Here is a 12,855-nt window from a genome sequence, read left to right on the forward strand (position 1 = left end):
AGGGCGCCGCGACCTTTGAAGTCGGGCGCCCGGTCAAGCTCGGTTCAGCAAGAAATCAGAGGCTGGCAACCAGCTCGGGCACCGCCGTGAACAGGTCGGCTTCGAGGCCGTAGTCGGCCACCGAGAAGATCGGGGCTTCCGGGTCCTTGTTGATCGCAACGATCACCTTGGAGTCCTTCATGCCGGCCAGGTGCTGGATCGCGCCGCTGATGCCGGCGGCGATGTAGAGCTGGGGTGCAACGATCTTGCCGGTCTGGCCCACTTGCCAGTCGTTCGGTGCATAGCCTGCATCGACCGCAGCGCGCGAGGCACCGAGGGCGGCGCCGAGCTTGTCGGCCAGCGGGGTCAGCACTTCATTGAACTTGTCGCTGGAGCCGAGGGCGCGGCCACCGGAGACGATGATCTTGGCGGCGGTCAGCTCGGGGCGGTCGCTCTTGGTGACCTCGCGGCCAACGAAGCTGCTCTTGCCGCTGTCAGCAGCGGCAGCGGCGCTTTCAACGGCGGCCGAGCCACCGGTGGCAGCGGCCGGGTCGAAGCCGGTGGTGCGGACGGTCAGCACCTTGGTGGCATCACTCGATTGCACCGTGGCGATGGCGTTGCCGGCATAGATCGGGCGCACGAAGGTGTCGGCGCTCACGACCTTGGTGACGTCGCTCAGCTGAGCAACGTCCAGCAGCGCGGCAACGCGCGGGGCGACATTCTTGCCCGAGGCCGTGGCCGGGAAGAGGATGTGGCTGTAGCCGCCGGCAATGGCGATCACCTGGGCAGCCAGGTTCTCGGCCAGGCCGTCGGCCAGTTGGGCGGCGTCGGCGTGGATCACCTTGGACACACCGGCGATCTGCGCGGCAGCGGCAGCAGCGGCGGCGGCGTTCGCGCCGGCCACCAGCACGTGCACGTCGCCACCGCAAGCGGCGGCAGCGGTCACGGTGTTCAGCGTGGCGCCCTTGATCGAGGCGTTGTCGTGTTCAGCAATAACGAGAGCAGTCATCTCAGATCACCTTTGCTTCATTCTTCAGTTTGTTCACGAGCGTGGCCACGTCGGGCACCTTCACGCCGGCGCCGCGCTTGGCGGGCTCTTCAACCTTCAGCGTCTTGATGCGCGGGGTCACGTCCACGCCCAGGTCGGCCGGCTTGACGATGTCGAGCTGTTTCTTCTTGGCCTTCATGATGTTGGGCAGCGTGACGTAGCGCGGCTCATTGAGGCGCAGGTCGGTGGTGACCACGGCCGGCAGGCTGAGGCTCACGGTTTCCAGGCCGCCATCCACTTCGCGGGTCACGGCCACCTTGCCGTCGGCCACTTCCACCTTGGAGGCAAAGGTGCCTTGGGGCATGCCGGTCAGCGCGGCCAGCATCTGGCCGGTCTGGTTGCAATCGTCGTCGATGGCCTGCTTGCCCAGCACCACCAGTTGCGGCTGTTCCTTGTCGACCAGGGCTTTCAGCAGCTTGGCGACAGCCAGCGGCTGCAGCTCAGCGTCGGTCTCGACCAGGATGGCGCGGTCGGCGCCGATGGCCATGGCGGTGCGCAGGGTTTCCTGGCATTGGGTGACGCCGCAAGAGACGGCGATCACCTCGGTGACCACGCCCTTTTCCTTCAGGCGGACGGCTTCTTCGACGGCGATTTCGTCAAAGGGGTTCATCGACATCTTGACGTTGGCGATATCCACGCCAGTGCCATCACTCTTGACTCGCACCTTGACGTTGTAGTCGACGACGCGTTTGACAGGGACCAATACCTTCATGGCAGCACTCCAGAGCCTGATTGACGTTAACGTTAAGTGGATTCTACGGGGCACCGTTCGGCCGCCAGAGTCGCCCGGATGTCTTTTGGAGACGGGCACCGCAGAAAAATAGCACGATCGTTCGATTTTAAACACAAGAATGGCCGCGCCAGCGAGCGTCGGCCTGCAAGTAGACTGCCGCCCTCAATGAGCTCAGCAGCCCCTTCCCCCAGCATTGGCGTCTTCGATTCCGGCCTCGGCGGCCTGACCGTGTTGCGCGAACTGCGCCGCCAACTGCCCGAGGTGCCGCTGTTGTACGTCGCGGATACCGCCCATGCCCCCTATGGCCAGCGCAGCCCCGAGTTCATTCAGGCGCGCAGCCTGGCCTTGGCCGAGCATCTGAGGGCCTCGGGCGCGGAGCTGATCGTGGTTGCCTGCAACACGGCGACGGCCCATGCGATCCAGACACTGCGCCAGCACTGGCCCGCCCTGCCCTTCGTCGGCACCGAGCCTGGCATCAAGCCGGCCGTTGCCGCCAGCAAGAGCGGTCGCATCGGCGTGCTTGCCACGCCGGCCACCATCGCCAGCGCACGCTACCAGGACCTGCTGGCCCGCCATGCCGGCAACGCCCAGGTGATCAGCCAAGCCTGCCCAGGCCTGGTTGACCTGATCGAGACCGGCGACCTCGGTTCAGCAGAGTTGCAATTGCTGATCACCGAGCTGTGCGCGCCAATGCGCGAGGCGCAGGTCGACACCGTATTGATGGGCTGTACACACTACCCGCTGGTCCAGACGCAGTTGCAGGCAGCCCTCGGTCCGCAGGTGCAGTTGCTCAACATCGAGACCGCCGTGGCCCAGCAGGCCGAGCGGCTCTGGACTCATGGCGCGCCCGGCGCCAGCATGCGGCTGCAGACCACGGGCGACGCCGCTAGCCTGCAGCGCTTCGTGCAACAGGTCCTGGGCTGGGGCGATCTGGCCGTCGAGGCCGTGGCGGTCTGAGCTTGGCGATCTAGTCGGCAGCGCGGGCCATGCCGCGCTCCATGTCGATGCCGCGCAGGATCAGCCAGCCCAGCACGAAGAACAGGCCTGTGCCGAGAATCGCCAAACGGTGGTTGCCGCCGCTCATCCAGGTGATCAGGCCGTAGCTCATGGGGCCGATGATGGCGGCCAGGCGCGTGGCGAAGGTCCACAGGCCGAAGAACTCGCCGAGGCTCGCAGCCGGCGCAAAGCTGCCCGCCAGCGCGCGGCCACAGCTCTGGCTGGAACCCATGCACAAGCCAGCAATCATCGCCGCCAGCCAGAACAGCGCCGGCCCGGTGGCCAGGTAAGCCAGGCTCACCATCAGGATCCAGCCCGCGAGCGTGATGCCGAGGGCACGCTTGTGGCCCACGCGGTCCTCGAAGTAGCCGAAGCCGAAAGCGCCGACGGCCGAGGCGATGTTGACCAGGAACACGAGGGCCATGGTCTCTGACTGCTTGAATCCGAGCGCCTGCTCGGCATAGACCGCGGCCAGCGCGATCACGACCGAGATGCCGGCCTGGTAGCTGGTGCCGCAGGCCAAGAAGCGCAGAAACTCCGGATAGGCCCGCGCGCGCTGCCACGAGGCCCAGAGGTGCGCGAGGCCTGAGGCCTCGGGCAGCTTGTCATTGGGCTGCGACCGCTCGCACAGCAGCAGGAAGGTGGGCACGGCCGCCAGCGCGTAGACGCCGGCCGTGATGTACATGGTGATGGGCACGAAGGTGGTCGCCGGAATGCCGTTGGCCTGCGCATGCAGCACATAGGCCAGGCTCAGGCCCAGCGACAACATGCCGCCGAAATAGCCGAAGGCCCAGCCCCAGCCCGAGACACGGCCCAGCGCATCGCGCCGCGCCAGCTCCGGCAGGAAGGAGGCGATCAGCGATTCGCCATACGAGTAGCAGCAGTTGGAGATCACCACGGCAAGACCTGCCCCCCACAGCTCGCCGCGACCCGCGAGCCCGAGGCCAATGGTGCTGACCACGCAGCCCGCGGTGCTGATCAGAAGCAGGCGCTTCTTCGCCGCATGGCGGTCCGCATGGGCGCCAATCATCGGCATGGTCAGCATCACGATGAGGCTGGAAGCCGCGATCAGCAGTGTCCACAGCAAGGTGGCAGACGGGCTGTTCTCGGCGATCACGCCGACGAAGTAGGCGTTGTAGACCGCCGTGAGCACCACCGTCGTGTAGCCAGAGTTGGCGAAGTCATACATGGACCAGCCAAAGACCTCGCGCTTCTTCACGCCGTCGTTGAGCAAGTCTTGGTCAAACAGTCCCACGCGCAACTCCTTGGCAGATCCTTGGCAGATCGATCTCTACGGCGCCCCCGGCGGCGCGGCCCGCAGTGTGGCATAGCAGGCGCGCCACTATCATCTCCCGCTAGCCATTCAGGACCTCCGTCATGCACCTGCCCAACCCCAGCCGTCTCGCGGCCCTCGCGCTTGCACTTCTGTCCGCCACCACATGGGCCGCCGAACCTCCGGTACTCGCCATCAAGGCTGGCCGCCTGGTCGACGTCGAAGCGGGCCGTGTGCTCAGCGACCAGGTGCTGCTGGTGCAGGGCGAGAAGATCAAGGCGGTGGGCGCAGCCGGCCAGTTGGCGATTCCAGCGGGTGCGCAGGTGATAGACCTGAGCCGCAGCACCGTGCTGCCCGGCCTGATCGACGTTCATACCCATCTGACAGTGGATGCCAAGCAGCAAGGCTATTCGCAGCTTGGCATTTCTGACACCCGCGCTGCGCTTTACGGCGTGCGAGCAGCGAAGCTCACGCTGATGGCCGGCTTCACGACGGTGCGCAACGTAGGCGCCAGTGGCTTCGGCGATGTGGCCCTGCGCGATGCGATCAACGACGGCGATTTCCCTGGCCCGCGCATGCAGGTCTCGGCCTACGCCCTCGGCATCCAGGGCGGCCATTGCGACGACAACCTGCTGCCGCCCGACTACAAGTTCACCGGCCGCGGTGTCGCCGACGGCCCCTGGGCCGCGCGCGCCAAGGTGCGCGAGATGGTCAAGTACGGCGCCGACCTGATCAAGATCTGCGCCACCGGCGGCGTGCTCAGCAAGGGCGACACGCCGGGTGCCCTGCAATACACGCCTGAGGAGATGGTCGCCATCGTGCAGGAGGCCCACAAGCTCGGCCGCAAGGTGGCCGCGCATGCGCATGGTGCGAGCGGCATCACCGAGGCCATCAAGGCCGGCGTTGATTCCGTCGAGCACGTCAGCCTGATCGATGACGAAGGCATCAAGCTCGCGCTGGCCCATGGCACCAACCTCGTCTTCGACATCTACAACGACGACTACATCCTGAACGAGGGCGAGAAGGCCGGCATGCTGCCCGAGTCCATCGAGAAGGAGCGCCAGATCGGCCAGGCCCAGCGCGACAGCTTTGCCAAGGCCTGGAAGGCCGGCACAACCATGGCGTTCGGCAGCGATTCTGGCGTCTACCCGCATGGCGACAACGGCAAGCAGTTCGCCTACATGGTCAAGTACGGCATGACGCCCATGCAGGCCATCCAGGCCGCCACGATCAAGGCGGCGAAGCTGATGGCATGGGATGACCGCGTCGGCAGCCTGAAGGCTGGCAAGTTCGCCGACCTCATTGCAATGAGCATGGATCCGCTGGCCGATGTGAGTCGCCTGACCCAGGTCGACTTCGTGATGAAGGGTGGCGAGGTGGTGAAGGCTGTCCGCCCCAAACCCTGATCCGCGCCAGGATCCTCGTGACCGAGGGATAAGGAGCATGCGCGACCGCATGCCGCCTGACTAGCATGGGGCATCGCCACAGCCGAGCATCCCCATGACCATTGCACATGCCGATCTGCGAGCCGTGCCCGGTGTCCTGACCCGACCCGCCATGCACGAGGCGCTCGAAGCCGTGGCCCAGGCCTCCCGCAGCTCAGGCCATCCGCTGGCGCTGCTGACCCTGGACATTGACCATTTCAAGGACTATCAGGACGAGCATGGGCCGGAACAGGCCCAGCAGGTGCTGACACAGTTCGCCATGCTGCTGCAGCAATTGCTGCCGCGTGGCGCCAGCCTGGCCTACATGGGCGCCGACGAGTTCGTCGTGATACTGCCCGACACCGGCCTGCGCGCTGCGGCCGACCTGGGCGAACGCCTGAGGGATCGTATCGCCAGCGCGCTGGCACAGTTGGGTGGCTTGCGTCCGCTGACCGTGACGGTCGGCGCGGCCTCGAGCCCACCCAATCAGGGCTGGCAGGCCAATACCTTGCTGGCGCTGGCCGACGCACGCATGACCTTCGCCAAGCGCCGCTTGCCACCGCACAGCAACTTGGTCTGGGCGGGCACGCTGCCGTCGGACTGGCATTTGCGGCTGGAAGTGCAAGCGGACGTCTGGCCCAGCTTGTGAGGCCATTCGGCCTGCATTGATGGTGCCCAGGACGGGACTTGAACCCGTATGACCTTGCGGCCGGCGGATTTTAAGTCCGCTGCGTCTACCAATTTCACCACCCGGGCTGCGCGCGAAGACCTGCGGCATTATCACCGTCGCCGGTAAATGCAAACAAAAAAGGGAAGCCACATGGGCTTCCCTTTTTCTACTCCAACTGGAGCGGGTAACGAGGCTCGAACTCGTGACCTCAACCTTGGCAAGGTTGCGCTCTACCAACTGAGCTACACCCGCATTTCGTCTGACGATTTGGTGTCGCCAAACCCGGTGCGAACCGGTTTTCTGGAGCGGGTAACGAGGCTCGAACTCGTGACCTCGACCTTGGCAAGGTCGCGCTCTACCAACTGAGCTACACCCGCATGTTTTCTGGAGGCGCGGGCCGGAGTCGAACCGACCTACACGGATTTGCAATCCGGTGCATAACCGCTTTGCTACCGCGCCAGAGAATCCATCAAAACAACTCATCAACATCTGGTGGTGCTGATGAAAATGGGAAGCCTGGGCTTCCCATCTATGTGCCTGGAGCGGGTAACGAGGCTCGAACTCGTGACCTCGACCTTGGCAAGGTCGCGCTCTACCAACTGAGCTACACCCGCTTAAGTGTTCAACACTGCTTTTGCAAGCTTGGCGCTGACTTTTTAGATCCAGCGCCGTTTGCTGAAGCAGCTATTCTATACCGAATTTCAGGCCTCGCGCAAGACTTGGGAGTCTTGCGCTGGTCAATCTCAATGAGTCGCAGCCGGAGGCGTAACCACGGCCGCTTCCGCCTTGGCAGCCACGGCCGGTTCTTCATCGGACAAGGGCACAGGCATCGATTCGAGCGCCACCTCCAACACACGATCAATCCAGCGCACCGGCACGATCTCGAGCTGGTTCTTGACGTTCTCAGGGATGTCCTGCAGGTCCTTGACGTTCTCTTCCGGGATCATCACGGTCTTGATGCCACCGCGGTGAGCGGCGAGCAGCTTTTCCTTCAGGCCACCGATGGCCGTCACTTCACCACGCAAGGTGATTTCACCGGTCATTGCCACGTCCGCACGGACCGGGATGCCGGTCAGGGCCGAGACAAAGGCCGTCGTCATCGCGGCGCCTGCGCTAGGGCCGTCCTTCGGCGTTGCGCCATCGGGCACGTGAACGTGCACGTCGCGCTTCTCGAACAGCTCGTCCTTGATGCCCAGGCGGCGAGCGCGTGAGCGCACCACCGTACGGGCCGCCTCGACCGATTCCTTCATCACGTCGCCCAGCGAACCGGTGCGGATGATGTTGCCCTTGCCCGGCATGGCCGTGGCTTCGATGGTCAGCAGATCGCCGCCCACTTCGGTCCAGGCCAGACCGACCACCTGGCCGACCTGGTTGGTCTTCTCGGCGCGGCCGAAGTCGTACTTGCGCACGCCCAGGAAGTCGTTCAGGTTCTCGTCGGTGACTACCGCCTGGCCTTCGATGGCCTTCAGCGCAAGGCTCTTCACCACCTTGCGGCAGATCTTGGAGATCTCGCGTTCCAGCGAGCGCACGCCGGCTTCACGGGTGTAGTAGCGAATGATGCCGCGGATGGCCGACTCGGTGACGTCCATCTCCTCGTCCTTGACGCCATTGTTCTTGCGCTGTTTGGGCAGCAAGTAGCGCTGGGCGATGTTGACCTTCTCGTCCTCGGTGTAACCCGACAGGCGTATCACTTCCATCCGGTCCAGCAGCGCCGGCGGGATGTTGAGCGAGTTCGAGGTGGCCACGAACATCACATCGCTCAGGTCGAAATCGACCTCGATGTAGTGGTCGCCGAAGGTGTGGTTCTGCTCAGGGTCGAGCACTTCCAGCAGGGCCGACGACGGGTCGCCACGGAAGTCCATGCCCAGCTTGTCGATCTCGTCGAGCAGGAACAGTGGATTGCGCGTGCCGACCTTGGACAGCGACTGCAGCACCTTGCCCGGCATCGAGCCGATATAGGTACGGCGGTGGCCGCGGATCTCGGCTTCGTCACGCACGCCACCCAGGGCCATGCGCACGAACTTGCGACCGGTGGCGCGAGCCACCGACTGGCCGAGCGAGGTCTTGCCGACGCCCGGAGGGCCGACCAGGCACAGGATCGGAGCCTTGACCTTGTCGACGCGCGCCTGCACCGCGAGATATTCGAGGATGCGGTCCTTGACCTTGTCGAGGCCGTAATGGTCTTCGTTCAGCACGTCCTCGGCATGCGAGAGGTCGTGCTTGATCTTGGTCTTCTTGCTCCAGGGCAGGCCGACCAGGGTGTCGATGTAGTTGCGCACGACCGTGGCTTCGGCCGACATCGGCGACATCAGCTTGAGCTTCTTCAGCTCCGCGTCGGCCTTCTTGCGCGCTTCCTTGGGCATGCGAGCAGCCTGGATCTTCTTGTCCAGCTCCTCCATGTCGGCACCGTCTTCGCCGTCGCCCAGTTCCTTCTGGATGGCCTTGACCTGCTCGTTCAGGTAGTACTCGCGCTGGCTCTTCTCCATCTGGCGCTTGACGCGGCCACGGATGCGCTTTTCCACCTGCAGGATGTCAACCTCATGCTCGAGCAGGTCCAGCAGCTTCTCGAGCCGCTTGGTGACTTCGGACAGATCCAGCACAGCCTGCTTGGCATCGAGCTTCAGCGGCAGGTGCGCAGCGATGGTGTCGGCCAGGCGGCCGGCATCGTCGATGCCAGCGATGGATGTGAGGATCTCCGGCGGGATCTTCTTGTTCAGCTTGACGTACTGGTCGAACTGCTGCGTCACAGCACGGCGCAGCGCCTCGACCTCGGGCTTGGTGTCGACCTCGGGCGGGATCGGCAGCACGTCTGCGCTGAAGTGCTCCTCGCCATCGGTAATTTGCTGAGTGGTGGCGCGCTGCAGGCCTTCGACCAGCACCTTCACGGTGCCATCGGGCAGCTTGAGCATCTGCAGGATGCTGGAAACGCAACCCACCTCGAACATGTCTTCGGGCTTGGGCTCGTCCTTGCCGGCAGCCTTCTGGGCCACCAGCATGATCTGGCGGCCGGCTTCCATCGCGGCTTCGAGGGCCTTGATCGACTTGGGGCGGCCGACGAACAGCGGAATCACCATGTGCGGAAACACCACCACGTCACGCAGCGGCAGCAGCGGCAGGGTGATGGGTTCAGCGGGCAGTACAGGATGACCGGACATGAAAACCTCTCTTTCTCAGACCGATCTGAGGCCTGAGAGAACAATTGCAAGTCAGCGCTCGGGGGCTGGGCGGCTTTCGATGCGGTTGGGGTTCAGGCGCTGGCCTTCGACTCGCGATAGACCAGCAGCGGCTTGGCATCCTCCTCGATGTTGTGCTCGTCCAGGACCACCTTGGCCACGCCATCGAGGGCGGGCAATTCAAACATCGTGTCGATCAGCGAGTGCTCCATGATGGAGCGCAGGCCGCGCGCGCCGGTCTTGCGGGCCAAGGCCTTGCGGGCGATGGCGCTGAGGGCCGAGGGACGCACTTCGAGTTCCACACCGTCCATCGAGAACAGGTGCTGGTACTGCTTCAGCAAGGCATTCTTCGGCTCGGTGAGGATCTGAACCAGCGCGTCTTCGGTCAGTTCGCCCAGCGTGGCGACCACCGGCAGGCGGCCCACCAGTTCGGGAATGAGGCCGAACTTGATCAGATCTTCCGGCTCCACCTCGCGGAACACCTCGGACACGCGACGCTCGCTCTTGCTCTTGACCGTGGCGCCAAAACCGATACCCGACTTCTCGGAACGGTTCTGGATCACCTTCTCAAGTCCGTCAAACGCGCCCCCGCAGATGAACAGGATGTTGGTCGTGTCGATCTGCAAGAAGTCTTGATTCGGGTGCTTGCGGCCGCCTTGCGGAGGCACCGAAGCCATCGTGCCTTCGACCAGCTTCAGCAAGGCCTGCTGCACGCCCTCGCCCGACACATCGCGGGTGATCGAGGGGTTGTCGGCCTTGCGCGAGATCTTGTCGATTTCATCGATGTAGACGATGCCGCGCTGCGCGCGCTCAACGTCGTAATTGCAGTTCTGCAAGAGCTTCTGGATGATGTTCTCGACGTCCTCGCCCACATAACCGGCTTCGGTCAGCGTGGTGGCGTCGGCGATCACGAAAGGCACGTTCAGCAAGCGGGCCAGCGTTTGCGCCAAGAGCGTCTTGCCCGAGCCCGTGGGCCCGATCAGCAGGATGTTGCTCTTGGACAGCTCGATGCCGTCCTTGGCGCCCGTCATGTGACGCAGGCGCTTGTAGTGGTTGTAGACCGCGACCGACAGCGTGCGCTTGGCCACGTCCTGGCCGATCACGTAGTTGTCGAGGCTGGCCTTGATCTCGCTGGGCACCGGCAGGTCAGACTTGCTGGCGCGCGCCTGCGGCGTCTCGGCCGGCGCTTCGTCGCGGATGATGTCGTTGCACAGCTCAATGCATTCATCGCAGATGAACACGGAGGGGCCTGCGATCAGCTTCTTCACCTCGTGCTGGCTCTTGCCGCAGAAAGAGCAGTACAAGACTTTTTCGCTGGAGTTGCCTTTTTTCTCGGCCATGGATTCGCTCAAACCTTCAGGGACTGCCTGAACTGATGATAGTTCAAATGGAGATAGGGCCCTTTTGCAGAAAAGGGCCCTTAGCCGGCACCAGTTGGCACCAAAACGCGGGTTTCAGGGGCGTTTTGTGATGACCTGGTCAATCAGGCCATAGCTGGCGGCCTCGTCGGCCGACATGAAGTAGTCGCGCTCGGTATCAAGCTGGATCTTCTCCAGGCTCTGGCCCGTGCGCTCCGCCAGGATGCGGTTCAGTTGCTCGCGGGTCTTGAGGATCTCGCGCGCATGGATCTCGATGTCGGTGGCCTGTCCCTGGGCGCCGCCCAAAGGCTGGTGGATCATGATCTTGGAGTTGGGCAGGGCGAAGCGCTTGCCCTTGGCGCCGGCCGACAGAAGGAACGCACCCATGCTGGCCGCCATACCCATGCACAGGGTCGAGACCTGGGGCTTGATGAAGTTCATGGTGTCGAAGATCGACATGCCCGCCGAGACGCTGCCGCCCGGCGAGTTGATGTAGAGGTTGATGTCCTTGTCGGGGTTCTCGCTCTCCAGGAACAGCAACTGGGCCACCACCAGATTGGCCACCGCGTCGTTGACCGGGCCGACCAGGAAGATGACGCGCTCGCGCAGCAAACGGCTGTAGATGTCGTAAGCGCGCTCGCCGCGGCCCGACTGTTCGATGACGATGGGCACCATGCCCAGGTTGCTTGTCTCAAGCGCGCTCATGTAAATCCTCGAATTAGAAACATCGCATTGCTGGCCGGATTATGTCCGCTCGCCAATGCCCTTGCCGGAAACGACAGGTGGGGTGTTCTCGCCGAAATGACAAGGGCGCCGACCTTGCCGAAATGACAAGGGCGCCGACCTTGCGGCGCGGCGCCCTGTTTGATTCAGCCGGGGCTGGATCAGTTACCAGCGGCCATCAATTCGTCGAAAGGCAGGGCCTTGTCGTTGATCTTGGCCTTGGCCAGCACGAAGTCGGTGACATTGTTTTCAACGACAACGGCTTCCACTTCGGCCAGACGCTCACGGTCGCTCAGGTACCAGCGAACGACGTCGGCAGGCTTCTCGTAGCTCTGTGCCAGCTCTTCGATGTGCGCTTGCAGTTGCTCCGGCTTGGCTTGCAGGTTGTTCGAACGAACCAGCTCACCGACCACCAGGCCCAGGCGCACGCGGCGCTCGGCTTGGGGCTTGAACAGCTCTTCAGGGATCGGCGCCTTGTCGGCATCCTTGACGCCGCGCTTCTTCAGGTCTTCGCGGGCGTTGGCGATCATGCGCTCGGTTTCGCTGGCGACCAGGGCGTTCGGCACGTCCAGCTCGGCCACCGACACCAGGGCTTCCATCACGGCAGCCTTGTTGCGGGCCAGTACGCGGAACTTCACTTCGCGCTCAAGGTTCTTCTTGATGTCGGCGCGCAGCGCTTCGATCGAGGCATCCTTGATGCCCAGGGCCTTGGCAAAGGCTTCGTTCACCTCGGGCAGGTGCTGGGCTTCGATCTTCTTGACCGTAACCAGGAAGTCGGCTTCCTTGCCGGCCACATCGGCGCTGTGGTAATCAGCCGGGAAGGGCAGCGGGAAGGTCTTGCTCTCGCCCGACTTCATGCCACGCACGGCCTTGTCGAAGGCCTCCAGCATCTGGCCTTCGCCGACCATGAACTGGAAAGCTTCGGCCTTGCCGCCGGCGAAGGGCTCGCCATCGATCTTGCCTTCGAAGTCCACCGTCACGCGGTCGCCTTCGACGACCACATCAGCCGCAGCACGCTGGGCGAAGGTGCGGCGCTGCTTGCGCAGGATCTCGACGGTCTTGTCGATGGCTTCGTCGCTGACTTCGCTGCTGACGCGCTCGACTTCAGCACCGGCCAGATCACCGATCTTGACTTCCGGATAGATCTCGAAGGTGGCGTCGAAAGCCATCTGGCCTTCGGGCGATTCATCCTTCTGGGCGATGCGGGGCACGCCAGCTACACGCAGCTTGGCTTCGTTGGCGGCGCTGGAGAAAGCCTCACCCAGCTTGTCATTCATGACTTCATACTGCACCGAGTAGCCGTAGCGCTGGGCCACGACGCTCATCGGCACCTTGCCGGGACGGAAGCCGTCAGCCTTGACGGTACGGGCCAGCTTCTTAAGACGGTTCTCGACTTCGCTGTTGATGTCAGCGGCCGCCAGCGTGAGCGTGATGCGGCGTTCGAGCTTTTCGAGGGTTTCGACGGTAACGGCCATGTT

General features: G+C 63.8%; 10 protein-coding genes and 5 tRNA genes. 3 read left to right on the forward strand and 12 right to left on the reverse strand.

What is annotated here, in order from left to right:
* Positions 1-55: 55 nt before the first annotated feature.
* Together J7U46_RS04845 and J7U46_RS04850 are read right to left on the reverse strand one after the other, a co-directional pair.
* Entirely contained in the window at positions 56-988 is a 933-nt protein-coding gene (locus J7U46_RS04845; RefSeq protein ID WP_282823695.1) for an FAD-binding protein, read from the reverse strand.
* A gap of 1 nt (position 989) precedes the next feature.
* Positions 990-1,739 carry an electron transfer flavoprotein subunit beta/FixA family protein gene (locus J7U46_RS04850; protein WP_282823696.1) on the reverse strand — a complete coding sequence of 250 codons (750 nt, stop codon included), beginning with the start codon at positions 1,737-1,739 and terminating at the stop codon, positions 990-992.
* 186 nt (positions 1,740-1,925) lie between these two features.
* Between J7U46_RS04850 and murI the strand changes: the two genes are divergently transcribed.
* Positions 1,926-2,717 carry a glutamate racemase gene (gene murI, locus J7U46_RS04855; protein WP_282823697.1) on the forward strand — a complete coding sequence of 264 codons (792 nt, stop codon included), beginning with the start codon at positions 1,926-1,928 and terminating at the stop codon, positions 2,715-2,717.
* 10 nt (positions 2,718-2,727) lie between these two features.
* Here the strand turns inward: murI and J7U46_RS04860 are convergent, their stop codons facing one another.
* Complete coding sequence (locus J7U46_RS04860) at positions 2,728-4,011, reverse strand: MFS transporter (protein ID WP_282823698.1); 1,284 nt, start codon at positions 4,009-4,011, stop codon at positions 2,728-2,730.
* A gap of 122 nt (positions 4,012-4,133) precedes the next feature.
* On the opposite strand from J7U46_RS04860, the gene J7U46_RS04865 reads away from it, so the two are divergent.
* Positions 4,134-5,435, forward strand: a complete 1,302-nt coding sequence (locus J7U46_RS04865; RefSeq protein WP_282823699.1) for an amidohydrolase family protein — start codon at positions 4,134-4,136, stop codon at positions 5,433-5,435.
* Positions 5,436-5,529: 94 nt separating this feature from the next.
* Entirely contained in the window at positions 5,530-6,102 is a 573-nt protein-coding gene (locus J7U46_RS04870; RefSeq protein ID WP_282823700.1) for a GGDEF domain-containing protein, read from the forward strand.
* 20 nt (positions 6,103-6,122) lie between these two features.
* Here J7U46_RS04870 and J7U46_RS04875 read toward each other — a convergent pair.
* From J7U46_RS04875 to tig, 9 genes are all read right to left on the reverse strand, one after another.
* Positions 6,123-6,209: transfer RNA gene (locus J7U46_RS04875), tRNA-Leu, on the reverse strand.
* A 90-nt stretch (positions 6,210-6,299) separates the two neighbouring features.
* A tRNA-Gly gene (locus J7U46_RS04880) sits at positions 6,300-6,375 on the reverse strand.
* Positions 6,376-6,424: 49 nt separating this feature from the next.
* Positions 6,425-6,500 (reverse strand) — tRNA-Gly (locus J7U46_RS04885).
* An 8-nt stretch (positions 6,501-6,508) separates the two neighbouring features.
* A tRNA-Cys gene (locus J7U46_RS04890) sits at positions 6,509-6,582 on the reverse strand.
* 79 nt (positions 6,583-6,661) lie between these two features.
* Positions 6,662-6,737: transfer RNA gene (locus J7U46_RS04895), tRNA-Gly, on the reverse strand.
* 129 nt (positions 6,738-6,866) lie between these two features.
* Positions 6,867-9,278, reverse strand: coding sequence for an endopeptidase La (gene lon / locus J7U46_RS04900; protein ID WP_282823701.1), 2,412 nt, complete (start codon positions 9,276-9,278; stop codon positions 6,867-6,869).
* A 92-nt stretch (positions 9,279-9,370) separates the two neighbouring features.
* A complete protein-coding gene (gene clpX / locus J7U46_RS04905; RefSeq protein WP_282823702.1) occupies positions 9,371-10,636 on the reverse strand; it encodes an ATP-dependent Clp protease ATP-binding subunit ClpX in 1,266 nt (421 codons plus the stop codon).
* Between the two features lie 114 nt (positions 10,637-10,750).
* Entirely contained in the window at positions 10,751-11,359 is a 609-nt protein-coding gene (gene clpP / locus J7U46_RS04910; RefSeq protein ID WP_282823703.1) for an ATP-dependent Clp endopeptidase proteolytic subunit ClpP, read from the reverse strand.
* 179 nt (positions 11,360-11,538) lie between these two features.
* Positions 11,539-12,852, reverse strand: coding sequence for a trigger factor (tig, locus tag J7U46_RS04915; RefSeq protein WP_282823704.1), 1,314 nt, complete (start codon positions 12,850-12,852; stop codon positions 11,539-11,541).
* Positions 12,853-12,855 lie beyond the last annotated feature (3 nt).

Source organism: Pelomonas sp. V22 (assembly GCF_030014915.1).
Lineage (GTDB): Bacteria > Pseudomonadota > Gammaproteobacteria > Burkholderiales > Burkholderiaceae_C > JAUASW01.